26 protein-coding genes and 2 rRNA genes are annotated in these 24,029 nt (G+C 38.6%); 15 read left to right on the top strand and 13 right to left on the bottom strand.

Going from position 1 to position 24,029, the window contains the following annotated elements:
* The 5 genes from V4596_02345 to V4596_02325 form a co-directional block, all read left to right on the top strand.
* A 23S ribosomal RNA gene (locus V4596_02345) occupies nucleotides 1-412 on the top strand; the annotation flags it as partial.
* Between the two features lie 157 nt (nucleotides 413-569).
* Nucleotides 570-686, top strand: a 5S ribosomal RNA gene (gene rrf / locus V4596_02340).
* A 157-nt stretch (nucleotides 687-843) separates the two neighbouring features.
* Nucleotides 844-1,530: an LOG family protein gene (locus tag V4596_02335; protein ID MES2767959.1), complete on the top strand. Its 687-nt coding sequence runs from the start codon at nucleotides 844-846 to the stop codon at nucleotides 1,528-1,530.
* 95 nt (nucleotides 1,531-1,625) lie between these two features.
* Complete coding sequence (locus tag V4596_02330) at nucleotides 1,626-2,012, top strand: VOC family protein (GenBank protein MES2767958.1); 387 nt, start codon at nucleotides 1,626-1,628, stop codon at nucleotides 2,010-2,012.
* Between the two features lie 107 nt (nucleotides 2,013-2,119).
* On the top strand, nucleotides 2,120-2,485 hold the full coding sequence (locus V4596_02325) for a phage holin family protein (GenBank protein ID MES2767957.1): 366 nt from the start codon (nucleotides 2,120-2,122) through the stop codon (nucleotides 2,483-2,485).
* Here the strand turns inward: V4596_02325 and V4596_02320 are convergent.
* Nucleotides 2,475-3,704, bottom strand: a complete 1,230-nt coding sequence (locus V4596_02320) for an RsmD family RNA methyltransferase (protein ID MES2767956.1) — start codon at nucleotides 3,702-3,704, stop codon at nucleotides 2,475-2,477. The two genes, V4596_02325 and V4596_02320, sit on opposite strands and share 11 nt — an antisense overlap.
* Before the next feature lie 126 nt (nucleotides 3,705-3,830).
* On the opposite strand from V4596_02320, the gene acs reads away from it, so the two are divergent.
* Nucleotides 3,831-5,768, top strand: coding sequence for an acetate--CoA ligase (gene acs, locus V4596_02315; GenBank protein ID MES2767955.1), 1,938 nt, complete (start codon nucleotides 3,831-3,833; stop codon nucleotides 5,766-5,768).
* Between the two features lie 41 nt (nucleotides 5,769-5,809).
* Here acs and V4596_02310 read toward each other — a convergent pair whose 3' ends face one another.
* Genes V4596_02310 through V4596_02295 form a run of 4 tightly spaced genes read right to left on the bottom strand, consistent with a single transcriptional unit; the run spans nucleotide 5,810 to nucleotide 9,274 of the window.
* A complete protein-coding gene (locus V4596_02310) occupies nucleotides 5,810-6,277 on the bottom strand; it encodes a GNAT family N-acetyltransferase (protein MES2767954.1) in 468 nt (155 codons plus the stop codon).
* Nucleotides 6,278-6,285: 8 nt separating this feature from the next.
* A complete protein-coding gene (locus V4596_02305) occupies nucleotides 6,286-7,008 on the bottom strand; it encodes a lysophospholipid acyltransferase family protein (GenBank protein MES2767953.1) in 723 nt (240 codons plus the stop codon).
* A gap of 8 nt (nucleotides 7,009-7,016) precedes the next feature.
* Nucleotides 7,017-7,883 (bottom strand): phosphatidate cytidylyltransferase, encoded by an 867-nt coding sequence (locus V4596_02300; protein ID MES2767952.1) that lies wholly within the window; start codon nucleotides 7,881-7,883, stop codon nucleotides 7,017-7,019.
* Between the two features lie 44 nt (nucleotides 7,884-7,927).
* On the bottom strand, nucleotides 7,928-9,274 hold the full coding sequence (locus V4596_02295; GenBank protein ID MES2767951.1) for a sigma-54 dependent transcriptional regulator: 1,347 nt from the start codon (nucleotides 9,272-9,274) through the stop codon (nucleotides 7,928-7,930).
* Nucleotides 9,275-9,395: 121 nt separating this feature from the next.
* Between V4596_02295 and serA the strand changes: the two genes are divergently transcribed.
* The 3 genes from serA to V4596_02280 all read left to right on the top strand — a co-directional run bounded on the left by serA (nucleotide 9,396) and on the right by V4596_02280 (nucleotide 13,076).
* Entirely contained in the window at nucleotides 9,396-10,598 is a 1,203-nt protein-coding gene (gene serA, locus V4596_02290; protein ID MES2767950.1) for a phosphoglycerate dehydrogenase, read from the top strand.
* Between the two features lie 126 nt (nucleotides 10,599-10,724).
* A complete protein-coding gene (locus V4596_02285) occupies nucleotides 10,725-11,666 on the top strand; it encodes a hypothetical protein (protein ID MES2767949.1) in 942 nt (313 codons plus the stop codon).
* 24 nt (nucleotides 11,667-11,690) lie between these two features.
* Nucleotides 11,691-13,076 carry an FAD-binding oxidoreductase gene (locus tag V4596_02280; protein MES2767948.1) on the top strand — a complete coding sequence of 462 codons (1,386 nt, stop codon included), beginning with the start codon at nucleotides 11,691-11,693 and terminating at the stop codon, nucleotides 13,074-13,076.
* Here the strand turns inward: V4596_02280 and V4596_02275 are convergent, their stop codons facing one another.
* From V4596_02275 to V4596_02250, 6 genes are all read right to left on the bottom strand, one after another.
* Nucleotides 13,077-13,418, bottom strand: a complete 342-nt coding sequence (locus tag V4596_02275; protein ID MES2767947.1) for an Hpt domain-containing protein — start codon at nucleotides 13,416-13,418, stop codon at nucleotides 13,077-13,079.
* A complete protein-coding gene (locus tag V4596_02270; protein ID MES2767946.1) occupies nucleotides 13,415-14,806 on the bottom strand; it encodes a HAMP domain-containing sensor histidine kinase in 1,392 nt (463 codons plus the stop codon). Before V4596_02270 ends, V4596_02275 begins: the two co-directional genes overlap by 4 nt.
* Nucleotides 14,764-15,135: a response regulator gene (locus V4596_02265; GenBank protein ID MES2767945.1), complete on the bottom strand. Its 372-nt coding sequence runs from the start codon at nucleotides 15,133-15,135 to the stop codon at nucleotides 14,764-14,766. The genes V4596_02270 and V4596_02265 overlap by 43 nt, the downstream gene beginning before the upstream one ends.
* A 6-nt stretch (nucleotides 15,136-15,141) precedes the next feature.
* Complete coding sequence (locus V4596_02260) at nucleotides 15,142-15,843, bottom strand: response regulator transcription factor (GenBank protein ID MES2767944.1); 702 nt, start codon at nucleotides 15,841-15,843, stop codon at nucleotides 15,142-15,144.
* Between the two features lie 200 nt (nucleotides 15,844-16,043).
* Nucleotides 16,044-16,358: a Grx4 family monothiol glutaredoxin gene (gene grxD, locus V4596_02255; GenBank protein ID MES2767943.1), complete on the bottom strand. Its 315-nt coding sequence runs from the start codon at nucleotides 16,356-16,358 to the stop codon at nucleotides 16,044-16,046.
* 23 nt (nucleotides 16,359-16,381) lie between these two features.
* Nucleotides 16,382-16,621, bottom strand: a complete 240-nt coding sequence (locus V4596_02250) for a BolA family protein (GenBank protein MES2767942.1) — start codon at nucleotides 16,619-16,621, stop codon at nucleotides 16,382-16,384.
* A gap of 41 nt (nucleotides 16,622-16,662) precedes the next feature.
* On the opposite strand from V4596_02250, the gene V4596_02245 reads away from it, so the two are divergent.
* Complete coding sequence (locus V4596_02245; GenBank protein ID MES2767941.1) at nucleotides 16,663-16,935, top strand: HNH endonuclease; 273 nt, start codon at nucleotides 16,663-16,665, stop codon at nucleotides 16,933-16,935.
* Between the two features lie 26 nt (nucleotides 16,936-16,961).
* Here V4596_02245 and V4596_02240 read toward each other — a convergent pair whose 3' ends face one another.
* Nucleotides 16,962-17,423, bottom strand: a complete 462-nt coding sequence (locus tag V4596_02240; protein MES2767940.1) for an FKBP-type peptidyl-prolyl cis-trans isomerase — start codon at nucleotides 17,421-17,423, stop codon at nucleotides 16,962-16,964.
* 155 nt (nucleotides 17,424-17,578) lie between these two features.
* On the opposite strand from V4596_02240, the gene V4596_02235 reads away from it, so the two are divergent.
* Together V4596_02235 and V4596_02230 are read left to right on the top strand one after the other, a co-directional pair.
* On the top strand, nucleotides 17,579-19,402 hold the full coding sequence (locus V4596_02235; GenBank protein ID MES2767939.1) for a DNA topoisomerase VI subunit B: 1,824 nt from the start codon (nucleotides 17,579-17,581) through the stop codon (nucleotides 19,400-19,402).
* Nucleotides 19,403-19,415: 13 nt separating this feature from the next.
* Nucleotides 19,416-20,582: a DNA topoisomerase VI gene (locus tag V4596_02230; protein ID MES2767938.1), complete on the top strand. Its 1,167-nt coding sequence runs from the start codon at nucleotides 19,416-19,418 to the stop codon at nucleotides 20,580-20,582.
* A 231-nt stretch (nucleotides 20,583-20,813) separates the two neighbouring features.
* On the opposite strand, the gene V4596_02225 is transcribed toward V4596_02230, so the two are convergent.
* Nucleotides 20,814-21,542: a biotin--[acetyl-CoA-carboxylase] ligase gene (locus tag V4596_02225; GenBank protein MES2767937.1), complete on the bottom strand. Its 729-nt coding sequence runs from the start codon at nucleotides 21,540-21,542 to the stop codon at nucleotides 20,814-20,816.
* A gap of 150 nt (nucleotides 21,543-21,692) precedes the next feature.
* Here V4596_02225 and V4596_02220 point away from each other — a divergent pair, with 150 nt between their 5' ends.
* The 3 genes from V4596_02220 to V4596_02210 are packed head-to-tail and all read left to right on the top strand — an operon-like array spanning nucleotide 21,693 to nucleotide 24,024.
* On the top strand, nucleotides 21,693-22,145 hold the full coding sequence (locus V4596_02220) for a hypothetical protein (GenBank protein ID MES2767936.1): 453 nt from the start codon (nucleotides 21,693-21,695) through the stop codon (nucleotides 22,143-22,145).
* Between the two features lie 27 nt (nucleotides 22,146-22,172).
* Nucleotides 22,173-23,576 (top strand): M20/M25/M40 family metallo-hydrolase, encoded by a 1,404-nt coding sequence (locus tag V4596_02215; protein ID MES2767935.1) that lies wholly within the window; start codon nucleotides 22,173-22,175, stop codon nucleotides 23,574-23,576.
* A 22-nt stretch (nucleotides 23,577-23,598) separates the two neighbouring features.
* Complete coding sequence (locus tag V4596_02210; protein MES2767934.1) at nucleotides 23,599-24,024, top strand: OsmC family protein; 426 nt, start codon at nucleotides 23,599-23,601, stop codon at nucleotides 24,022-24,024.
* The last annotated feature ends 5 nt before the right edge of the window (nucleotides 24,025-24,029 follow it).

Genomic DNA, 24,029 nt, shown 5'->3' with positions numbered 1-24,029 from the left:
TGGCACCTCGATGTCGGCTCATCACATCCTGGGGCTGGAGCAGGTCCCAAGGGTTTGGCTGTTCGCCAATTAAAGTGGTACGCGAGCTGGGTTCAGAACGTCGTGAGACAGTTTGGTCCTTATCTTCTGTGGGCGTAGGAGAATTGAAAGGTGTTGTCCCTAGTACGAGAGGACCGGGATGAACGAACCTCTGGTGTTCCAGTTGTCATGCCAATGGCATTGCTGGGTAGCTATGTTTGGACGGGATAACCGCTGAATGCATCTAAGCGGGAAGCCCACCTTAAGATAAGTTCTCCCTGAAGAGTTAATCTTCCTAAAGACTCCTTGTAGACTACGAGGTTGATAGGCGGAGGGTGTAAGTGCAGTAATGTATTTAGCTGATCCGTACTAATAGGTCGTGCGGCTTTTTTATTAATAATGTCTCAGCTTATTTGGAAATGCTATCGTCAGGTGAAAATCTAGATGATAGCTAAAACCTTAAATGAATAGCTAATATAAAAATACTTAAACAAATCTGTTCAATTTTCAAAGCGTTCATACAGATTGCAAAATCTGGATGATGCAACACTTTTGGCGTTGATAGCGATGAGGAAACACCTGATCCCTTTCCGAACTCAGCAGTTAAGCTCATCAGCGGCGATGGTACTGTACCGGCAACGGTGTGGGAGAGTAGCACGATGCCAGTCTTATGGGACGAATTAGGTAAACCTAGTTCGTCCCATTTTTTTTGCCTTTTGTCTTAAAACTAAAAATTCACTCTGTATTACTTCTACTTTAATTCAATAGTATTGATGCGACGAGCCATCTATGCTACTGCTGTTTTTTGATTGGGGTAATTGGGTTATGAGAATTTTTATTATTTTGTTTCTTACATTTTATGGTTTTGCTGAGGTAAGAGCCAATACTTGTGTTGGGTTGTTTGGTGATTCGAAAGAGTTAGCGGCCAAAGACTCTATACAATTTGATCAGAGTATTTCTGCATATTTTCAAAACAAAAAAGTTATTTCTATTTTAGGTAGTTCTAGAATTAAAGAAGAAGATCCAATTTATAAATTAACTTACGACATTTCGTTTCAACTTGGAGAATTAGGCTATTCGATTTTGACAGGTGGTGGACCAGGTGTGATGGATGCTGCTAATAAAGCAGCTTTTAAATCGAAGACTCATTCGATTGGTATCGAATTGAATTCTCCTTGGGCGAGACATCCCACTACTTTTATCGATAGACTCTTTGTTTTTGATGACTTGCAGATTAGGAAAAAACTTTTTCTTTCTGTAAGCAAAGCTTGGGTTGTGATGCCCGGAGGCTTGGGATCTTTGGATGAAGTTTTCTCGATTATCGGGTCAGTCTACTCCGGACAAACTCCGAGAAAACCGTTGATCTTGGTGAATAGAAAATTTTGGACACCTCTTCTCGATGTTATTCATCAAACTCTTATTTCCGAATATAAAACGGCGAAAGCTACGGATTTGGATTTTGTGCATATCGTAGATAGCTACAAAGAAGTTCAAGATATACTTTCTCAGTAATCTTATATCATCATATTGCATTTTTAAATAAACCTTGAGTTGGAAAGGTTCCATCAATTAATCTTTCTCATCTAAATAAACGATGAGGTGATGAGATGATTGATCATACGGGATTGAATGTAAGTGATCCAAAAAAGAGTAAGCACTTTTATGATATGGCGCTCGCGCCACTTGGATATGCAGCGCTTTTTCAAGTGCCTATGGAACACACTGAAGGAAAAATTGTTTTTGGATATGGTGTTGCTCCTAAGCCTGATTTTTGGATGGTAGAGGGTATTCCTAATCAACCTAAAATCCACGTTGCCTTTCGTGCAGACAATCGTAAACAGGTAGATGAATTTTATAAAGCTGCGTTGGCTGCTGGTGGAAAAGATAACGGAGCTCCTGGGCCCCGTCCGCATTATCATCAAGATTATTATGGAGCCTTTGTGTTTGATCCTGATGGCCACAATATCGAAGCAGTTTGTCATGATCCTGCTTAAATTTTCTGCTTAATCCTTCAGTTTGCGGGTAAAAGTTCATATAAATGGAATTGCTCTTTGAGGCAATGTTCCGCAGAATGGTGTTACATTATCCAGGAGGATTTTTTATGGTTCAGATGCTTGTGGTTTGGTTACTTTCGGCGGTTGTACTTTTGATTACGGCTTATGTTGTTCCGGGATTTACTATTAAATCTTTTGGGAGTGCGATGTGGGCGAGTTTGATTGTTGGGCTTCTGAATATGCTTATCCGTCCGATTCTTTTATTTCTAACTTTTCCAATCAATATTTTAACTCTAGGACTATTTACCTTTGTAGTGAATGCTATCGTTCTTAGATTAGCCGCTGGTCTTCTAAAAGGATTCGATATTGATGGATGGTTTTCTGCAATTATCGGCGCAGTCGTACTCGCTATTGTGAATTATCTCATATTTATGGCATTTGGTCCGGCACCGGTAGTTAATCCTAATCTCTAGATAAATTTACAATCCATTCGCAGTGGGTGGAGTGAGGAAATTGGTCGATGCCAATTATTTTATTGGGTTTGTAACCTAAGTCGCTCAATGTTTTTAAATCAGAAATTAGTGTTTCGGCGAAACATGAGACATAGACGAATTTTTTTGGGATTTTTTCTTTTGGTAATTTTGAGATTACCTCTAGGAATCCCTGTAAACCTGATCTTGGGGGATCTGCTAAGATTCCATCAACTCCAGAAAGTAAATCCTCTAATTTTTGAGAAGGTTTATGGATATTGATTTGTTCAACTTGCAATCTTTCGGATAAATTTAAATTTTTAGCGGTGGTTCTTAAAGATTCAACGGCGTTTTCGTCAAGTTCTGTTGCGATCACATTTGAAAAAAGTGAGAGAAGAGGGAAGGTTAAATTTCCAGAGCCAGAGCAAAGTTCTATCCATTTTTGATCATGAATTTGATTTTGAACTTGATTATTAAAATTGGGATTTAAAACTTTGAAGAGTTCTGAGATAAGGGCTTTGTTGGTTTTAAAGCCGGTTTGAGAAAAACTTCCTACATTCATTTTTAATTCAATTGGATTTAAATTTTTATCATAGGTTTCAAACCAGGCGATCGATTCTGGGGCAGTGAGTTTGAATTGGCCTTCGACTTGAGAAAGTCTTTTTCTTTTTTGGCCGATTTCTATGACATCACATATTTTTGTCAATTCTATAAGTGTGTTTTTTTCTTCTAATAATTTTTTGATATCTTCATTCGAAAAATCGAGCCAAATTCCTCTTTTTCCTCCAGGAGAAACTCTAATTCTTAGAGATCCTTTTTGAATTGGGAAATGGACTTTTCTCACTTCGGTGTAAAAATCAGAAGTGCCTTTACTCATGAGTGGGCATGATTCTATATCTAAAATATCTCGAGAGTCTTTTTTGTAAAATCCTAGCTTTTGGTATTCTTGCTCACATTCCGAGGAGTTGGAAATGGCATCGTGTTGAATTGTGGGGCGTTGAACTGTAAGATCAACTCTGTCTCTAAATTGTGATTCTATGGGGCGCCTAAATTCTATTTCAGGAACTACGGAGAAAGTTTTTTTCCATAGATCTATAAATTTATTTTTTTTGAAATCAATTTGTGCAGTTGGATCTAGGTGTGCAATTTGGCAACCTGAACATTGAGCCATGTACCTACACTTTAGAAAATTATCTGGTAGAAAATTATCTGAAAAAAACATATTGAAGTGTTTTAGCATCACTGGTTATCATTTAGCTATCACTTTTAAAGATATCTTTAGAGATGGTAAGCAGAGATGGTCAGCTAAGAAATATGAATCAGGGAGTTGTTTGTGAAGATTAAAGCCATGAAAAATTACAGACCCACAACCTTAATGACGTCCGATCAATTTGATAAGCTCTACAAACAATCACTTCAAAATAATGATCAGTTTTGGAAAGAAATTGCTCATCGTATTCAGTGGATGGAGCCTTTTAAAAAAACTTCCGAATGGAGTTATACTGGTGATGTTTCGATTCAATGGTATTTGGGTGGAAAGCTAAATGTTTCTTACAATTGCATTGATAGACACTTGGAAACAAAAACTAAAGATGGGAAATTAAAAAAACATCAAACCGCCATCATCTGGGAGCCAGATAGTCCTCAAGAAAAAGAGAGAATAATTTCATATCAAGAACTTCACGATGAAGTGGCAAGACTTTCAAATGCTTTAAAAGAATTAGGTGTAAAAAAAGGTGATCGAGTTACGATTTATATGCCTATGGTTCCGGAGGCCGCCTATGCGATGCTTGCTTGCACTCGTATTGGTGCCATTCACTCCGTGATTTTTGGTGGGTTTTCACCGGAATCTATTTCCGGAAGAATCAACGACTGTGATAGTGAAATTGTTATCACGGCAGATGAAGGTCTGCGCGCTGGAAAAAAAATTCCTTTGAAAGCCAATGTGGACGAAGCCCTTAAAAAATGTCCTGGTGTTAAAAAAGTTGTTGTTCTGAAAAGGACTGGTGGAAACATTGAATGGAATAATAAAAGAGATCTTTGGTACCACGATATAGTTTCAATTCAAAAACCAAAATGTGAACCAGAAAAAATGGATTCTGAAGATCCGATGTTTCTGCTTTATACTTCTGGTTCGACAGGAAAACCAAAAGGTGTTCTCCATACGACGGCAGGATACTTGGTTTATGCTTCTTTTTCTCATCAAATGGTTTTTGATTATCAAGTAGATGATATCTACTGGTGCACAGCCGACGTGGGTTGGGTGACAGGGCATTCCTACATTGTCTACGGTCCGCTTTCTAATGGGGCCACCACTTTAATGTTTGAAGGCGTTCCGAATTATCCAGATTTTTCTAGGCACTGGCAGATCATTGATAAATATAAAGTGAACACTTATTATACTGCGCCGACAGCAATTCGGGCGATGATGGCTCAAGGTGAATCTTTTGTGCAAAAAACTTCTCGAAAATCTTTGAGACTTTTGGGGTCAGTGGGCGAGCCTATCAATCCGGAAGCGTGGCTCTGGTATTTTAAAACTGTGGGTGAAGAAAGATGTCCTATTGTGGATACTTGGTGGCAAACAGAAACTGGAGGAATTTTGATTTCTCCGCTTCCCGCGGCAACAGACTTGAAGCCAGGGTCAGCTTCAAAGCCTCTTTTTGGAATCGAACCAATTTTAGTCGACAATGAAGGAAAAGAAATTAAAGGTTCCGGTGAAGGAATTCTTTGTTTAAAAAGATCTTGGCCGGGACAAATGAGAAGTCTTTGGGGAGATCATAAAAGATTTGTGGAAACCTATTTTTCTACTTTCAAGGGTCTCTATTTCACAGGAGACGCCTGTAAACGTGATGAAGATGGATATTATTGGATATCCGGTCGCGTAGATGATGTGATCAATGTCTCTGGACACAGATTGGGTACTGCAGAAGTGGAAAGTGCTCTTGTATCACACGAGAAAGTTTCGGAGGCGGCAGTAGTTGGTTATCCACATGAACTTAAAGGTCAAGGTATCTACGCCTACGTGACGCTCAATCAAGGGTTGTCGATGACACCAGAACTTGAAAAAGAGTTGAGTCAGTGGGTAAGAAAAGAAATTGGTCCGATTGCAACTCCTGATATGATCCAGTGGGCCCCGGGCCTTCCTAAAACACGTTCAGGAAAAATTATGAGAAGAATTTTGAGAAAAATTGCTGCAAATGATTTAACGAATATGGGCGATATTTCAACCTTGGCAGATCCTGCCGTTGTAGAGCAATTGACTAATAATAGAAAAATTCAAAAGTGATCAGAGCTTGTTATTTAGATTGGCTAGTTAAAATTCGTCATTTAAAACTCGTAGACCATTTGAATATTGCAGCGAGCGTATTTTTTTTTGTATTCTTCACTCATTGGAATTTCTTTAAAACCTAATTTTTTATAAAGATGAATCGCGGGCCCGAGTTTCTTGTGACTGCCAAGCTCTACATGCTTTGCACCAACACTTTGAGCTTTATTTAGACATGCCTCTAGAAGTTTTCTACCGATTCCTAAGCCTTGATATTTATCGGTCACAGCCATCTTTGCGAGCTCAAAACCTTCGTGCTTTTTAAAAAGAGCACAGGTTCCTACGACTTCTGAGCCTTTAAGAGCAAAATAAATATATCCGCCTTTATCGATAATGTCTTTTTTGGGTTCTTTGAAAATTTCTTCGTCAACAGATTCAACTGTAAAATATCTTTCTAGCCATTCGCGATTGAGTTTTTCAAAATGTTTTTTGAGTTCTTCGTTGTAAGGTATGATTTGTATTTCGTCCATATGGTCATTTACTCCGCAAATTGGTCTGGCTTTATAGTATTAACCCATTTCTTATAGTTATTATAAATAACGTCTACGTCTGCAGGTTCTTGAACCGGACCTACGTGTACAGTCAGAATACCAGGCTTAGCAAAGGCTTGTCCTCTTGGCCACAGTCCATAATTGTTTTCGATAAATAAAAATAAAATTGGTGTATTTGTCTTTGTTGAAAACATGCTTATACCGCGCTTGAAAGGATGAATTTTCCCGTCCTTTGTTCTTGTTCCCTCAGGAAACATCACGAGCCAACAGCGATTTAATTTTTCTAAAAGAGTAAGACAAATTTTTACGGCTTCTCCATTTCTACTTTTGCGATCAACGGGGATAGCTCCAATGCAATGCTTTGAAAAGTATGTCATCCAAAAATTGGCAAAGAAATAGTCTTTAGCGGCAGCAAAATAAAGATTCAACCAGTATCTGAAGGGAATTGCGGCCGCGATGCTGATGGCATCTAAATGGCTTCCGTGATTGGAGATGATAAGAAGTCTAGGATGGTTTTTATAAATAGAATGAAAATCACCTTTAACTCTCAAAAATAGATAAAATCTAAAGAAAATATATTTTAGAAAATTAGACCAAATGCTTCTGATGATAAGACTGAAAATATCAAAGTGACGTGTAATGAGCGGTAAGTGCCGTAAATATATCGGCAACTGTGTCCATTGCTCATTTTCATAACTCCAGGTTTTCATTTTTTTCCTTAGAAATACTGAATCAAATAATAGTAAATTGGTGCAACAAAAATTAATCTATCCATTCGGTCTAAAAGTCCACCGCGACCTAAAATAAAAATTCCATAATCTTTTACGCCTAGGTCTCTGCGAATAACAGCCAGAATTAAATCTCCAGTGCTTCCTACCAGAGCCGCAGTTAAACCATAGATCCACCAATTTATTTGTATTGCTTCAGGAAGTAAAATTCTCAATCCGTAGGCCGCACCAAGAGTTGCAGCAAAAGAAATGATTACGCCTTCTAGAGTTCTGTTCGGCGTAATTTGGTCTACAATTTTTTTCTTTCCAAAGAGTCTGCTCACGGCAAGGGCTACATTATCGCAAAGTTCGGTCAGAAGAATAATGTAGATTAGGAAAAATGCGCCCGACGGGATTTTTACAATCCAAGCGGTATGCAAGAATGCCCAGCCAAAGAAGATCATACAGAGTAAGCTTAGCGCAATATATTGAAGCATGTTCTTGGCATCGTTTAAGGCAATTGGAATCAAAGAAATTAAACCCAAAAAGATCATTGGCATCACAGCATAAATCAAAGTGTAGTTCTTATAAATTGCAAATGCCATGGCGATAATTGAAAGATACGTTGTCCAAATGAAAACACTACGGTGATACATGCCCGTCAGTTGAAAAAATTCTTTGGCGCAAAGTAAGCTAATAAAAGTAATACCAATCAAAGGCCAAGGATCACCTGCGGCCAACATTAAAAATAATACCGGAGCAAAAAATAACCAGCTTTGGAGCGAAGCCCATGCGGCTGAAAGATGTGTATTTTTTTTTCTTAAAGGAAAAAGAATAATTCCTATCGTTCCCAAAAAGACGAGTAAAATTATAGCCATTTTCTTAAATAGCGGGTCTGACCATTGTGATTCCATGGGGTAGACTATATGCCTTTTGTATCGATATTGTAATCTTTTATTTTCTTATAGAGCCCAGACCTAGATATACTCAAAACTTCCGCAACCTTGTCTATATCTTTTTCTTGAGAGAGGCATTTTTCGATTATTATTTTTTCATAGTCCTCTACCAATTTATTTAATCCCAAGGAATAGTTTGGAGTTCCCTCTGGTTGATTTGCGGAAATTGGACTTTGTCTTGATAAGAAGCTTGAAAAATCTTCTGCCCGAATAAAGGGTAGGGGAGAAGACAAGCATGCTTGCTCAATCACTCTTCTTAATTCTCGTATATTTCCGGGCCACGAATGCGTTTTTAATAACGCAAGCGCATCTTCGGAAAGAGTTTTATTGTAGCGGGGTTTTTGTTGCTCGAGCAAAAATTTTGCAAGCTCAGGAATATCTTCTTTTCTTTCACGAAGTGGAGGAAGCATGATTTTTTTGCCGCTGATTCTCCACAATAAATCTTCTCTAAACTTCCCTTCTTTGACCAATTTTTCTAAATTTTGATTGGTGGCTGCAATCACTCGAACGTTGATTTGCGAAGAATCCTTAGATCCGACTCTACGAATTTCATTTGTTTCTAAAAATCTTAAAAGTTTAACTTGGCAAGCGAGGGTGAGTGCTTCGATTTCATCTAAAAAAAGATCTCCATTATTTGCGGCCTCGGCCAAGCCCATTTTATTTTGATCAGCACCTGTAAAGGAGCCCTTCACATGACCGAAAAGCTCAGATTCAAATAATGTTTCTGAAATGGCCGCAATGTTTACGGCGACAAAAGGGCGTCCTGAATCTTGATCGGCAATCATTTGGACTGTAATTTCTTTTCCGGTACCCGATTCTCCTTCAATAAGAATTGGGCCAGGTTCACCACGCAGATGAGCTACTTGCTTTTTTAAGTTTTGGGCAGAGGTGCTTGTTCCTAACCAATATTTTTTCTTTGTTTGTCTAAAAGCCACTTGATGAAGGAGGTGCAGAGCTTCGATTTTATCGAGTACGGCTTTGATTTCTTCTTTGCTAAAAGGTTTTGCCAGAAATCTTGTTGCGCCGACTTTTAGACATTGTTCCATAAGCTTGCGATTAAGATCTCCAGAAATTGCTATGATTTCTAGATGAGGATGTTTTTGAGAAAGACTCTTAATAACATCTAGACCCTCTGGAGCGCGTCCATGGCCGGTCAAGTGCATGTCTACGAATGCTGCTTGGAAGTTCTCTTGCGGTATATGTTCAATAGTCTGGCATGTGGTGAGATTCCAGGTGTCTGGCAAAATCATTTGAAGTGAATCTGAGATCAAAGGATCGTCATCCACCAATAAAACCTTCCACGTTTTACTCATAAGGGCTCCAGTTTTGTTATTTTCAAAATATTGTATTGAAAAAGAGCGAGAACACCAAGAAAATAAAGTAAATTAGGCATGGCAAAGATTAGCCACCATATCGGAAGCAGCGGAGTTCTTAATGGCCCAAACTAAAATTTTATTACTAGAAAATGTTCATCCCGTCGCAACAGACAAGCTCAAAGACGCTGGCTTTCATGTGGTCAACGAAAGCGCTTCACTCTCAGAAGCAGATTTACTCAAAGTGATTCAGAATTTTGATGTGCTGGGGATTAGATCAAAGACGAATTTATCTGCAAATTTCTTTGATAAGGCTCAGCATTTGTTAACAGTAGGGGCTTTTTGTATAGGAACCAATCAAATAGATCTTGTTAAAGCCAATAAAGTGGGCATTCCTGTTTTTAATGCGCCTTACAGCAATACTAGAAGTGTGGCTGAGATGGTGATCGGGCAGATGATTTCTTTGGCAAGAAATCTTGGTGATCGCAACATGCAGGCTCATCAAGGTAAATGGAATAAGAGTGCCAATGGTTGTTTCGAAGTTCGTGGAAAAGTTTTAGGGATTGTGGGATATGGACACATCGGCAGTCAGTTGAGTGTTCTCGCAGAGTCACTGGGACTTCATGTGATTTATTATGATGTTGTTAAAAAGCTTCCGCTTGGTAATTCTAGAGCTTCAGATAGCTTGCAAGAATTACTAAAATACTCTGATTTTGTTTCCTTGCATGTTCCGGAAACTCCGCAAACTAAAAATATGATTTCTCAAAAAGAATTAAGCCAAATGAAAAAAGGTGCATTCCTAATCAATGCAAGTCGCGGAACTGTAGTGGATATTCCGGCTGTTGTAGATTCGTTGAAGAGTAAGCATCTTGGTGGATTGGCAGTGGATGTATTTCCATACGAACCACAGAGCAATACTGAAACATTTGAAACTCCACTCAGAGGTTTATCAAATGTCATTTTGTCTCCGCATATTGCGGGAAGCACGGAAGAGGCTCAAGAGGCCATCGGTGTTGAGGTTGCGGATAGCTTTATTAAAATGATTAAAAACGGAAGCACAACAGGATCTGTGAATTTCCCCAATGTAGATTTACCAATTCATGAAAAAACGGTTCGTCTTTTAAACGTTCATAGAAACGTTCCTGGAGTATTAAAGGATATTAACGAAATCGTGGCGCAAGCAGGGGCCAATATTTCTGCTCAATATCTCTCTACTGATTCTGAGATTGGTTACTTGGTGATGGATTTAGAAAATGCCAAAGCACAAGATACAGCGGATAGAATTTCTAAGCTAAAAACGAATATTAAAACCAGAATAATCTAATTTTTTTGAGATTTCGTCGGCGTCGTATTTATCGCCCGACTTGGCGTGATTTTTGTAGTGTATAAGATCAAAATACTGCCATTAATAGTAGAGCTTTGTTATAAGGCTATAGAGCTGGTTTTAAATATGAAATTTACAATTAATATATCAAAATTTGTCATTATTTTCCTGACTTATACACTTGCTTTAACAGGTGTGCAGGCGGCTCCGTCTGTGCGACTCAATGAACGAGTACCTACTGCGGGTGCTTTGGAGTGGACCTATAGATGGGCGATAAAAGGGCCTGAGGCTTCTTTTGTTTATGAAAAAGAAAGATTATGGATTGTAGGAACAGATACTCGTCGGAAAATTAAAATTGTAAACCAAATTAGAATTTGGCAGGGAATAACTGTTGAAAATTTTGCCCAAGTGAATTGGCTTAATGATATTGAGATTACTCCTTTGATAAATTTGAAATTTAAAAAATTGAGCATCAATAAACCTCTGCCAATAGATGGGATTAACTGCAATGGAACAAGCTTCTATCTCAGCGGCCTGATAAAAAGAATTTCTTATGTGGGCTTGAGTGAGTTGAATTATTATCTTGATAATCAATGTGAGCAAATTTCTAGTCCGGTGCCAAATGCCATCGGGGTTATAGAGAGAAGAACTGATTTATACCATAGTTTTAAGGTCATTGGGCCTGATGTAATTTTTGAAAAAGAATCGTTTGAGAGTAAAGCTCCATTTAAATTTCAAATTATGCGCGGTTATAAAAATCCAGATAAAAATCCAGAATTTTTTAAGTGTAAGCCTGCCAGAGAAATTTGTGCTCACAAATATCAAGATCTTAAACAGGAAGTAGAGAGGCTTGATGTTATCTACAGTAAAATCTTTAAGTCTAATCGTCTTGATGAGCTGATAAAAACTGCTTATTCAGAAATTGAACTATTGGCGGATAAAGTTCATGTTGCCATTGATACAGACGCAGCTTATCCTTACTGCGAACCAGATCTCATGAGATTGAAATATCGTTTAGAATCTTTAGAAGAGATAGGAAGGGTTCTCAAATATAGCGGTCGATTGTAGTTCGTAATCGCAAATGGGGATAGAATGGATATTTTAAAGGAACTTCCGTTTTTAAAAGCAAATCAGGTAGCCACAGATGCTGAAAATCTTCTTGAATATGGAAGGGATTGGACGAGGTATTACACTCCAAATCCCAAGGCGATTCTATTTCCGAGTACTACTGAAGAAGTGCAAAAAATTGTTCAGTGGGCTAGAAAAAATAAAATTGCAATTGTTCCATCGGGTGGAAGAACTGGCCTGAGCGGTGCGGCTGTTGCTAAAAATGGTGAAGTGGTTTTATCTCTTCAAAGAATGAATAAAATTTTAGATTTCAATGAGATCGATCAAACGCTGACTTGCGAGGCGGGTTGCTTGACTGAGGAAGCGCAAGATTATGCCACTTCCAAGGGCGCCCATTTTCCGGTGGATTTTGCGGCTCGTGGATCCAGTCAAATTGGTGGCAACGTTGCTACGAATGTCGGTGGGCTCAACGTGGTTCGTTACGGCCTTATGAGAGAATGGGTTTCTGGCCTCACTGTTGTCACAGGAGCGGGAGAGATTTTAAAATTAAACAATGGTCTGGTAAAAAATAATACAGGTTATGATTTAAGACATCTCTTTATTGGCAGTGAAGGAACTTTGGGGATTATTACGGAAGTGGTTTTAAGAGTGACTACACCGCCAAAAGAAACATCAGTGGTGATTGTGGGTCTTGAAGATCATCAATTTGTATCTAAAGTTTATCAGAAATTTAGAAATGCGATGAGTTTAACGGCCTTTGAAATGTTCACACAAGACGCTGTACAGTACGTTTTAAAATCTCATCCGGAACTGAGTCCGCCACTCGGGCAAAAGTTTCCGATCTATCTTTTGATTGAAGCAGAAACGGACTCAGAAGAAAAAATGCAAAAATTATTAACGTGTTTTGAAGAGGGCGTTGAAGCGGGCTTTATCCAAGACGGTGTTATCAGCCAAAGTGAGCAACAAGCAGAAAATTTTTGGAAGTACAGAGATTATATTTCTGAGAGTTTGTCTCCGCACACTCCATATAAGAATGATATTTCGGTTAAAATTTCTGATGTGACGACATTCGTAAAAGAAACGGATGATTTGCTTAAAAAAGAATATCCGCAGTTCAAGGTTGTTTGGTTTGGTCATATCGGCGACGGAAACTTACATGTGAATATTTTGAAACCATCAGAATTGTCTATGGATGAATTTGTAAAAGGCTGCCAAAAGGTAGATCAGCTTTTATTTAAAAACCTTAAGAAATTTGGTGGGTCTGTCTCCGCAGAGCATGGAGTGGGTTTGAGTAAAAAACCTTTTTTGCATTTTACAAAATCTGAAGCGGAGATTGAAATCATGAAGCAAATCAAAAAAGTTTTTGATCCAGATCTTATTTTGAATCCAGGAAAAATATTTGATATTTAATTACTTTAAAGATAATAATTTTTGATACTCTTGATCTGTATCCAGAGAATAGGGTTTTCCTTGAATTCTAGAGGCATTGATTCTCTCTAAGATTTCAATTGCTTTGGGCATAAATGGAAGAACTTTTTCTTTTTTATCTCTCATCCAAATTTCAAAAAATTGTCCAAATATAGAAACTTCTTCTAAGCCATAAGTTTTTCCAGAACCTTTAAGCTTGTGAAATGAATTGATGAGGTTCTCTAAATCATTTTTTTGACTAAATTCTTTTAGCTCTTGGATTTTTTCGGGTATGCCTTGGATATACTCTTGCTGCAATTCCTTAAGAAGATCGTCTATGCTCATGCTGCCAATTTCTCCTGACTTATACTCTCTAGATGTTTCCACTCGGGTATTGTGAAGTAAAAAGTGCTTCCTTCGTTAGGTTTTGTAGTTACATCGATCTGCCCATTGTGTTCTTCGACTAGCGCTTTAGCGATAGCTAGGCCCAAGCCTGTGCCTTTGACGAGAGGATTGTCGGGACTAGAAACTTGGCGGAATTTTTGGAAAAGTATAGATTTCTCTTGAGGAGTCATCCCTTTTCCGTGGTCTTTCACCATGATCTTTACAGGTGCGTTAGCCTTTACATCTACAAGGAGTTCAACCATGTTGTTCTTTGGCGAAAATTTAACAGCATTCGAAACTAAGTTCGTAATCACTTGCTGAATCCTATCAGCGTCTACATTGATAGCGATATTTTCAAAATCTTGTTTTACAATTTTAACATCAAAAGTTTGAGCCAGACCTTGCAAGCTCATGACTGTTTTATCTAGTAATTCGTGAAGGGGAGTCCAAGTTAATTTTAGCGGTAACTTTCTAGCATCGATTTTTGCCATGTCTAAGATGTCGTTGATGAGTCGGACAAGGCGATCAGTCTCTAATTCTGCAATTCTAATTAAATTTAAAATTTCATCGGAGACATCGCCCATCACGCCACTAGAAATAAGGCTAAGAGATCCTTTGATCGACGTCATTGGAGTTCTGAGTTCATGGGAAGCAATATTTAAGAAGTCTGACTTTGCAGAATCCAAAGCTTTTAACTCTTCCATGTTTTTCAAAACTTCCTGTGCCATAGAGTTGAAAGTGGCTTGGAGCTCACCCATTTCGTTTTCATCGGGACTGTCAAAGTTGTAAGAGTATTTGCCATTGAGAAAATCTGCCATGCGATTGGTAGTGCTTTGTAAAGGTACAAAAATCTGGCTTTGCGTAAATAACTTTAATGTCACTAAAAGTCCCAGGACTGAGCAGAAAAGAACTATAGAGTAAAAAATCAACTTTTTTTCATAATATGCCAACTGTGCTTTCATGTTCTTGTAGTGAACTTTTTCTTGTTCATAATAATTGTCTATACGATTAGACAGTAAATTCTTCTTGTTGCTTGTATAGGCCTGAATAATATCGCTGAATAAAACTTTTCTTTGCTCTGGATACAGGCTTGCTCTGAATTCTTGAAGAATTTTTGTATATTCATCACTGATTTTTTTATTTGGAAGATTTTCCAAAAGCTGTCGTGCTTCGATAGTCATATGCATGGCCTTGTGGGTGAGCTCAATTTGACTATAAATATGAAAACCGACGTATGCCAATCCGAGTGACACCACTCCTAAGGCCAAAATTATTAGATTTAATTTTAGCCTGATCGGTTTCATGCCTAAGCCACCTTCTTCGCCAGCATCTGATTGATTTGTTCGCACAGTGTTTTTGGTTCAAAAGGTTTTTGAATATAGCCAATAGCTCCAAGCTCTAAAACTTCTTTGATATCTGCTTCCTGAGACTTGGCACTCAAGAAAATAACGGGGATGTGAGATAAATTTGTTATTTTTAAATTTTTAAGGACAGTCACTCCATCCATTACGGGCATCATTCCATCAAGAAGAATAAGATCAAATTTTTCTTTCGAGGCGCAATCGAGCGCATCTTTGCCGTTGGCAACAATAACAACTTGGTGCTTACCAATTCTTTCCAAAGTGATTTTGGCGATCATTGAAATGTTTGAATCATCTTCAGCAAGTAAGATTCTCATTATGTTTTAAGCAGCCTTTCTCAGTAAAGTTTGATACATCCACGACCTGATCTGTTGGAGAAAGTTGTCCTTCGCTCCAAAGAAGTGAGTTTTAATAATCCATTCGTTCAATTTACCTTGAGCTCCCTGCACAGAGATAACTTTTACGAAAGGAGCTTCAATGTTAAGATCTTTAAATAAACTTCCGGTCACCTGGAAGACATCTCCTTCTTGTGGGCAAACAGGACTTTGAAGAGTCAGGCCCAACTCAGATACAGAAATAATTTTGATTGTCATATCGATTTTTGCATTTCCATAATCATTGATCATACCCAGATCAACTTGCGGCCACTTGTTTGGTTCTTTCTTTTGCAAAAGTGATTCAATTTTTTCGAGAAAGATAATTGGATCGATAGGTTTTACAATGTAGTCATCAACACCAAGTCTTAATGCTCTTTGCACGTCGCCTTTTGTTTTGCGGCCGGTGAGAAGAGCAACTGTCATATTTTTCCATTGAGGATGATTTCTGATTTTAAGTAAAACTTCGAAGCCCGACATCTGCGGCATGTTTGCATCAGAGATCACCATATCGAAAGAAAATTTTTCTAAATAATCGAGGGCCTGCATTCCATTTGTGCACGGAATGACTTCATGATTATTTTTAGCCAAAAGTTTTTGACCCATTTTTAAGATGTCGTTATCGTCATCTATTAAAAGTATTCTTGCCATATTCTGTAACTTATCGGAACCAATAGGCAAATTATGAGTTGCCGTCTAAAAATAAGACAACAATTTAGATATTAGAGAGTCCCTCGCGCTAGACTAAATATAATGATAGAAAATGGGGTAATACTGGTGAACTTGTTTACAGGACCAATTGCCATTCAAACTATTGATCCTTTGAATTCAAAATAAAAAATTTAGGCAAATTAATTCTTAGCGAACATTTCTTGGAGTTCACCGGCTTGGTACATCTCCATCATGATATCGCTTCCGCCGACCAATTCTTTTTTTATGTAGAGTTGAGGAATGGTTGGCCAGTTGCCGTAAGCTTTGATTCCTTCTCTGATCTCGACATCTTCTAAAACATTCACAGTTTCAAAGGGGACATTGAGCTCTTTAAGGATAGCGATTGCTCTTGCCGAGAATCCACACATTGGAAATTCTGTTGTGCCTTTCATAAAAAGAACAATGTCAGAACTATTTAAGTAACCTTCGATTTTTTGTTTAATTTCTGGATTCATTTGTACGTCGTTCATGTAGACCTCTAGTTTTTTTCAAGCGGAGTGATTGCTCGAATTGTTAATGCGTGAACTTCACCAGTTTTTAGCTCTGGCTGGAATACATCCATCACCATGCGCTGCCTTTGAAGGCGACCTTGCCCACTAAACTTATTAGATACCACTAAAACCTGAATATGGTCAGAAGTTCCTGTTAAATCAGTAACCTCCACGTATCCATCCGTGAAAGTATCCAAAATTCTTTGTTTTATTTGATCGATAGTCATAATTGTTGAATATTAATGCCATACTGTGTTAATAGTTGGCAATGAATTTCTATGCTCCACAGGATCCAAAACAGTTAAAAAAGGAGCGCGACAAGGCTCGCGACCTCAAAAAGACATCTTGGTGGAACCAAAAGATCCAGGCAGGGATTTGTTATTACTGCGAAAAGAAGTTTTCTAAGGATAATTTGACCATGGATCATAAGGTTCCGATCGCACGTGGTGGAACTTCATCAATGAACAATATTGTTTGCTGTTGTAAGGCCTGCAATACGAAAAAGAAGTCTCTTACTTCTGTCGATTTTATTTCTTCATAAAACCGACAAAAATCTAAAATTTCTGGTTATTTTTTTGTATCTTTGGCTTTGGTTTCAGCTACTACTTCGAGAAGTTCAACTTCGAATTTCAGAGGAGTATTTGGTGGAATGACCCCGCCAGCACCTTTATCTCCGTAAGCCATATGCGGAGGAACAACGAGAATTCTTTTTCCGCCAACCTTCATGCCGCGAACGCCGATATCCCATCCTTCAATAACTTGTTTGGTGCCCAATTTAAATTCAAAAGGTTGGCTTCTAGAATGTGAGCTATCGAACTCTTTTCCATCCATAAAAGTTCCTCTGTAGTGAACTTTTACTGTGTCGCCATCTTTTGCTTCATCGCCAGCACCAACTGCCATTTCTTGCATCAGAAGATCTTTCACTTCAGGAATTTGTTTTTGTTGAGTATCTTTTTTTTCCTGAGTGCAACTCTTAGTACAGCCAACGCTCAGCGAAATTATGCTTAAAAATAAAACTAGTTTTTTCATTTGTGCGACCTTTTGTTGAACTTTTATAATGTTTTATGTGTAATCAGTGTAACTTAAAGCAAAATGATATGAGAAAAAAATAGTTAGGTCAAAAAAATAGTAAGATCAAATTTTTCTCTAGGGTTAGTATTAATTAAAAAAGATAGGACAAAAAATTGGCTCAAGCTCAAATTACGACAAGTAGTACGGCAGAATACTTTGCAAAGAACTTACAGCAGGTGGGATTTTCTTCTCCAACGAAGGCCGTTCTTACAACACTTAAAGAAGCTGTAGATAACAGTTTGGATGCTTGCGAAATGGCGGGTATAAAACCTGAGATCATCGTGGAGATTAAAAAAATAGGTACCGGTGCTCAAAAGAACACGGACCTAATTTATATTATGGTTGAAGATAACGGCCCCGGCATTGATGGGGAACATCTTGCGATGGTTTACGGTGAATACCTGGCTTCTTCAAAATTTGGTAAGGGACAATGTTCTCGCGGGCAACAAGGTATTGGTATCTCTGCTGCTACAACTTGGGCTCAATTAACTAACGCGACAGGCGTGAGTGTGGTGAGCAAAACCGAAAAGATGAAAAAAGCTATTTCTGCAGTAGTTGATGTAGATATCAAAAAAAATAAAGGTGTTATCCGTAATAAAGAAATGATCGAATGGAAAAAAGATCACGGAGTAAAGGTTGAATTCAAACTCGACGGCCGTATTCAATTGAACGGCGAGGGTGGAATCTTAACTTATCTTGATGGCACTACTTTAGTGAATCCGCATGTGACTTTAAAATATAAGCTATTAGATGAAGAATGGGTAACAATTGAAAGAGTGTCTGATGATGTTCCACCAATTCCACCAGCAACAAACCCGCATCCTCATACAATGAAGCTTGGTGAGTTCATCACGCATGCACATTTGTACGGAAAGATGTCTTGTTCGAAATGGTTAAAAACAGGATTCACCAGAGTTTCTGATGCGACCTTAAAAGATTTTGTTACAAATGGCCTTCCAAAAAAATTATTGGATTCATCTGTTAGTCAAATGTCGGAAAATGATTTAAAGGCAGTTTATACGGCAATTCAAAAGACAGATTTGATCTCACCTTCTACAAAATCAGTTCTATCTGTTGGCGAAGAGCCACTTGCAAAAAGCATTGGCCGTATTGGACAAGTGGATTTCTTTTCTGTTGTGACGAGAAAACCTAGAATTTGCGATTTCAAACCTGTGGTTGTAGAAGTAGCTCTAGCAAGATTTTTAAATCGTGGAAACGAAGACGAACCTGTGCAGGTTTTAAGATTCGCAAACAGAGTGCCTTTGCAGTTTGATAAAGCAGCTTGTGCAATTACAAAATCTATCGAATCAGTAAACTGGAGAGCTTACGGATTGAATCAACCGAAGAACTCGGTACCAATGGGTCCATACGTATTTGCGATCAGTGTGGTTTCTCCTTTCATTAAATTTAAAAATGCTTCTAAGGAAACAATTGATGCCTCAGATGATCTAGTGGAAGAGTTAAGACGTGCGCTTATGCAAGCCGGTCAAAAACTTTCTCGCCATATTCGTCGTGAAGTGAAAGCAGAAGACTTAGAAAGAAAGATCCGTCACATCGAACAGTTCGGTCCCATGCTTGTGGATGGATTGGTGAGAATTACGTCTGCCAATGCCGCGAGAAAGAAAAAAGCTGAGGAAGGCCTCAGAACATTATTAGGTAGAGATGCGCAAGATGCAGAAGCGCAATTGGAAGAAGCGGATACCAAGCTTAAAAAAATGAAAGCAAAATCTGGCGAATACGACGAAGATCCGAATGTGGATGTTATTGACGTTCATGAGTTGTCAGAAGAAGTAGCTGAAGGGAAGTCCACCACAAAAGGTGCTAAAGCAGCAAAAGAAAAAGCCCAGGCGAGTAAGCCGACTAAGGGTGAGAAAGCGCCAAAGACTGAAAAAGCTGCTAAAAGCGGAACTAAAAAAGTTACGAAGAAAAAGAAATAGGAAGTAGGAAAATATGGCTAAAGGCGGACTAGGTAAAATTGGATCTGGGAAAGATATTCCTAAGCTCTCTAAAGAAATTTGCGAAATGATGTTGCGAGATCTCGAGAGAGCGCAAAGACCAGTACTGGAAGCAACAAAATGTTCTTTGGATAACGTAATCTATAATCCCAAGGTTGGATATTTTACTCCTGGCGATAAAAAAGTTAGAACAGAATTGAACGTGGCCTCTGTGCAAAAGATGGCACGGGCGGTCTTTATGTTAGAAATTCTTCTTAGAAACATTGAATCCGGCGCGGTGAACACGAAGAGAGAGTTGTATTACATCTCTAAGGGTGAAGTGAAATTCAACCCGCATTTAAAAGCCCTTGATTTCCAAGAGCAGGAAGAAAGTGACTCTATCGTAGACTTCATTTGCGAAATGTTTGAAGCCTACAGGGAAGAGATGAATTGTTTTGCCAATGATCGTGGTGGACAAACTTACTCCCAACAGCTGGTGGTTACGGAAACTCTATCGGACGGAACAAAAGCCGTTGTAGATTTAAGTTCTCTGGGAACTTCCCCATTCCAACCCAAAAATAAACCGCAAAGTTTACAACTAAAAGCAAAAAAGAAAATTGATTTCTGTTTGATCGTAGAATCAGAGGGTACGGCGAACACGCTGGTATCTAATGGTTTTACAAAAAGAAACAATTGTATTTTATTAGGCGCCCAAGGGGTCCCGAGTAACGCTGTTCGTGGCTGGTGTAAATTGATTCAAGATCAGTTGGGCGTGCCGATGTATTTCTTTGGAGATCTGGATGCGTACACTATGCAAAATATCTTTAGAACATTAAAAGCGGGATCTGCGGCATCTTTAATTAGAAACTCAGACTTCTCGGCGCCGGATGTAAAATTCCTCGGAGTTTTACCGGAAGACATTATCAAATATGATCTACATGATTACGCGGTTAAAGAAAATGATCCGGGAGAGGCAAGAGCTTTGAAAAAAGCCAAAGATGCCCTTCAAAACGATCCGTTCTTCCATGATAAGAAGAATAAAAAATTAACCGACATCCTCCACTGGTTGATCAAGAACAAAAGACGTTGCGAGCAGCAGTCCTTATTCATGGTTTCACCGAAGGATCCAATCATGCCAGAGAAGATAATCTTAGAGAAAATCAAAAAAGGTGTTTACCTTTAATTCCTCCTCATAATTTGGTAGATCCGTACTTTTTTGTTCTCAGAGCTCTGATAGTGGTAGTGGAACTGGCTACGTTACAATTTTTGACCGAAACGGTTCTTCGCTGGGCCGAGAAATGGTTATTTGGGTTGGAGTAGCAGTCATGGGGTGTGACGAAGTTGAGACTATTTCTGTACCTAGTGATGCTGTAGGCTGTTCATTCAGACTTTGATTCTCCTTATTTTAATATTTTTAAAGTGATGACCATTTCACAGTTTTTCCTGCGGTTTTTAGTGAGCCGTCGGGAAGAACTTGTGTGTATTTTTCTTGGAGCAATGGATTTTTGTTCAAAGCTTTTAATAAATCTTCGCAGTCTTGTTTTGATAACTCTTTTTGCGAAGAAAGTTCGACGGATTCTTTTAATCTTTTGTAAAACTCAATCAAGAATCCATTCCAAGCGCAATCATCAATATCGCCCTTGCGATGTTTTGCGATGAAGGAGCTTGTATCTAATTTTGGCCCCTCGAAAACATTCATGCCGATTCCGATAATCAATCTTGTTTGATCACCTTGGGTTTGTAGTTCTATCAGAATACCGCCTACTTTTTTACTTTTGATGTAAATATCGTTCGGTGCTTTAAGGCTTATATCTGCTTCAGCAAAGCCAGAAATTTCATACAAAGCTTCATAGATACTTAGTCCAATGAGAGGGCTCAAGATAGGTTGCGGAGTAAAATCGATATCAAAAACCCAAGATGAAAGCAATGCTGTGCCGCTCTCGGGTGAGGCCCAAGTGTTGGATCCGCGCCCACGTCCTGCGGTTTGGAGTTCAGAAATTACCAGTTGGTTTTTCTTAGACTCAGGTAATTTTTTGGCGAAAGTGTTAGTGCTTTCAATGGTTTCAAAATAATGCGCTACCAGATCATTTTGAATTGATGCCCACTCTTTTGTCCATTTACCGATGTCTTTAAATTTTTCCATACATATTTTTTCCTTTGCTTTTCTGATCTTATTATATGCCAACACCAAGTTGAGTTATTAGATTATATCATTTCATTTAAATAAATTGACTGACTCATCGCATCGCGATAGAGATTTTGGTTAGAATTTCAACACACACGGGAGAACCATATGAAAATATTTTTTATACTCACACTTTTGACTTTGACTATTGCAGCCAATGCCACAATTCCAAATCTGAGTGGTGAATACACTTTGAATATTGCTAAAGAAGGCTGCCCAAATAATGTTAAAATTTCTCAAATTCAAAATGATCTTACGGTTGATACCGGCGTTTGCGTGGGATGTGAAAGATATTATAGCGAAATTAATAATGGTACAGAATCTCATAATGACGATTTTGGTGTTTCTACTCAGACAAAAAGTGTATTTAAAAATAATGTTCTTTCAGATTATTCTCGACCTTGCCAAGGTGTAATTTTTAAAAAATGTGGTGACTGGACTTTAAATAGTACTCTTGCTATTTTGGAAGAAGGCACTTTAGAAGTTGCAACTCCGAATAATGCTTCCAAATATGATTTAGCAGGGTTTCCGGTTGGGGAAAAATGTTATTACTCAAAATAATCTATAATTTAGAAAGTAGATAATAAAATGAAAATTTTAGAATCCGTAAGCAACTATTGGGAAGAGAAGATCATACCAACACTTTCGCAATATATCGAGATCCCTGCAAAATCTCCGTCCTTTGATCCTAAGTGGAAAGAGAATGGTTACATCGATCAGGTGATCAAATTGGTAGATGGTTGGATCAATCAGCAAGAAATTCCTAACTTAAAAAAAGAAGTGATCGAAGCGGAAGGCCGAACTCCACTTTTACTTTTAGAATTGCCGGGAGATTTTGATTATCAAGTTTTAATGTATGGGCATTTGGATAAACAGCCGGAAATGACGGGTTGGGCTCCAGATCTTGCGCCTTGGAAAGCCGTTCGTAAAGGCGACAAACTCTACGGTCGCGGTGGAGCCGACGATGGCTATGCCGTATTTGCTTCCATCTGTGCGTTACAACATTTGTTGGATCAAAAAGTAAAGCGTCCCAATATTAAAATCGCCATCGAGTTGTCGGAAGAGAGTGGATCTAATGATCTTCCATTTTACTTTGAAAATTACTCTCAGAAATTTGGCACTCCCAATTTAATCATTTGCTTGGATTCGGGAACAGGAAACTATGATCAATTCTGGACTACAACTTCATTGAGAGGCTTGGTGAATGGAACTTTAAAAGTCCAAGTCTTGAACGAGGGTGTTCATTCGGGCGATGCCAGTGGGGTCGTGCCGTCTTCATTTAGAGTTGCGAGACAAATTCTCACGAGATTGGAAAATGTAGAGACCGGCGAAATTTTTCCTCAAAATTTTAAGGCTGAGATTCCAAAGCAAAGAATGGAGCAAGTCGAAAAAACTTCGAGTGTGCTCAATGATATGATATTTAAAAAATTTCCTTTCACCGATAAAACTTCTCCGGTAGTTCCATCTCCTAAAGAACTTTTACTCAATAGGACGTGGAGAGCAGCATTGTCGGTTACGGGAGCTGAAGGGTTACCGGAAGTGCAAAAAGCAGGGAATGTACTAAGGCCTTATACCACTCTAAAATTATCTTTGAGACTGCCCCCGACTTTGGATGCAAAAAAAGCCGCGCAAGAATTAAAATTGCTTTTAGAAAAAGAGCCGCCCTACAACGCCAAAGTCGAATTCCATATTGAAGACGCGGCGACAGGATGGAATGCACCTCATATGGATGAAAAGCTTGTGACTTTAATCGATGAAGCTTCAAAGAAGTTTTACGGAAAAGAAGCGCTTTCTATTGGAGAAGGTGGATCTATTCCGTTCATGGGAATGCTCGGCCAAAAATTTCCAAAGGCGCAGTTTGTGATCACAGGAGTACTTGGTCCTAACTCAAACGCTCATGGTCCTAATGAGTTTATTCATATCGAATATGCAAAAAAGCTCACAGCTTGCATTACTGATATCTTATCCAACACAAAGAGCTTAAGCTCTTAATGTATCCGAAGGAGGATTATTTATGATTAAAAAAAGCGGAAGTGTAGTGTGGACAGGCGCAGGTAAAACTGGAAAAGGCGAAATAACAACTCAGAGTGGAGTTTTGCAAAACGCTCCCTATGGATTTGCCACTCGATTTGAAGATAAACCAGGAACAAATCCTGAGGAATTAATCGGAGCAGCTCACGCTTCGTGTTTTGCAATGGCTCTTTCTTTTAAATTGGATGAAGCAGGATTCAAAGCTCAAGAATTAAGAACTACGGCAGTGGTGTCTTTGGATAAAGACGGTGACGGTTTTAAAGTGACTGAATCTGCTCTTACCTTAAAGGGAAAAGTTGACGGTATTACTCACGAAAGATTCCGTGAGTTGGCAGAAACTGCAAAAAAAGGTTGTCCAATCTCTAAATTATTAAATACGACAATCACCCTGAACGTAGAGCTTCAGTAATCTGC

Source organism: Bdellovibrionota bacterium (assembly GCA_040386775.1).
Lineage (GTDB): Bacteria > Bdellovibrionota > Bdellovibrionia > Bdellovibrionales > JAEYZS01 > JAEYZS01.
This window is presented reverse-complemented; position numbering and strand designations above follow the sequence as displayed.

Excerpts from the sequence above, each read along its gene's own strand:
- V4596_02335 (MES2767959.1), top strand. The coding sequence starts at position 844 with ATGAGAATTTTTATTATTTTGTTTCTTACATTTTATGGTTTTGCTGAG.
- V4596_02330 (MES2767958.1), top strand. The coding sequence starts at position 1,626 with ATGATTGATCATACGGGATTGAATGTAAGTGATCCAAAAAAGAGTAAG.
- V4596_02325 (MES2767957.1), top strand. The coding sequence starts at position 2,120 with ATGGTTCAGATGCTTGTGGTTTGGTTACTTTCGGCGGTTGTACTTTTG.
- V4596_02320 (MES2767956.1), bottom strand. The coding sequence starts at position 3,704 with ATGTTTTTTTCAGATAATTTTCTACCAGATAATTTTCTAAAGTGTAGG.
- acs (MES2767955.1), top strand. The coding sequence starts at position 3,831 with ATGAAAAATTACAGACCCACAACCTTAATGACGTCCGATCAATTTGAT.
- V4596_02310 (MES2767954.1), bottom strand. The coding sequence starts at position 6,277 with ATGGACGAAATACAAATCATACCTTACAACGAAGAACTCAAAAAACAT.
- V4596_02305 (MES2767953.1), bottom strand. The coding sequence starts at position 7,008 with ATGAAAACCTGGAGTTATGAAAATGAGCAATGGACACAGTTGCCGATA.
- V4596_02300 (MES2767952.1), bottom strand. The coding sequence starts at position 7,883 with ATGGCTATAATTTTACTCGTCTTTTTGGGAACGATAGGAATTATTCTT.
- V4596_02295 (MES2767951.1), bottom strand. The coding sequence starts at position 9,274 with ATGAGTAAAACGTGGAAGGTTTTATTGGTGGATGACGATCCTTTGATC.
- serA (MES2767950.1), top strand. The coding sequence starts at position 9,396 with ATGGCCCAAACTAAAATTTTATTACTAGAAAATGTTCATCCCGTCGCA.
- V4596_02285 (MES2767949.1), top strand. The coding sequence starts at position 10,725 with ATGAAATTTACAATTAATATATCAAAATTTGTCATTATTTTCCTGACT.
- V4596_02280 (MES2767948.1), top strand. The coding sequence starts at position 11,691 with ATGGATATTTTAAAGGAACTTCCGTTTTTAAAAGCAAATCAGGTAGCC.
- V4596_02275 (MES2767947.1), bottom strand. The coding sequence starts at position 13,418 with ATGAGCATAGACGATCTTCTTAAGGAATTGCAGCAAGAGTATATCCAA.
- V4596_02265 (MES2767945.1), bottom strand. The coding sequence starts at position 15,135 with ATGAGAATCTTACTTGCTGAAGATGATTCAAACATTTCAATGATCGCC.
- V4596_02260 (MES2767944.1), bottom strand. The coding sequence starts at position 15,843 with ATGGCAAGAATACTTTTAATAGATGACGATAACGACATCTTAAAAATG.
- grxD (MES2767943.1), bottom strand. The coding sequence starts at position 16,358 with ATGAATCCAGAAATTAAACAAAAAATCGAAGGTTACTTAAATAGTTCT.
- V4596_02250 (MES2767942.1), bottom strand. The coding sequence starts at position 16,621 with ATGACTATCGATCAAATAAAACAAAGAATTTTGGATACTTTCACGGAT.
- V4596_02245 (MES2767941.1), top strand. The coding sequence starts at position 16,663 with ATGAATTTCTATGCTCCACAGGATCCAAAACAGTTAAAAAAGGAGCGC.
- V4596_02240 (MES2767940.1), bottom strand. The coding sequence starts at position 17,423 with ATGAAAAAACTAGTTTTATTTTTAAGCATAATTTCGCTGAGCGTTGGC.
- V4596_02230 (MES2767938.1), top strand. The coding sequence starts at position 19,416 with ATGGCTAAAGGCGGACTAGGTAAAATTGGATCTGGGAAAGATATTCCT.
- V4596_02225 (MES2767937.1), bottom strand. The coding sequence starts at position 21,542 with ATGGAAAAATTTAAAGACATCGGTAAATGGACAAAAGAGTGGGCATCA.
- V4596_02220 (MES2767936.1), top strand. The coding sequence starts at position 21,693 with ATGAAAATATTTTTTATACTCACACTTTTGACTTTGACTATTGCAGCC.
- V4596_02215 (MES2767935.1), top strand. The coding sequence starts at position 22,173 with ATGAAAATTTTAGAATCCGTAAGCAACTATTGGGAAGAGAAGATCATA.
- V4596_02210 (MES2767934.1), top strand. The coding sequence starts at position 23,599 with ATGATTAAAAAAAGCGGAAGTGTAGTGTGGACAGGCGCAGGTAAAACT.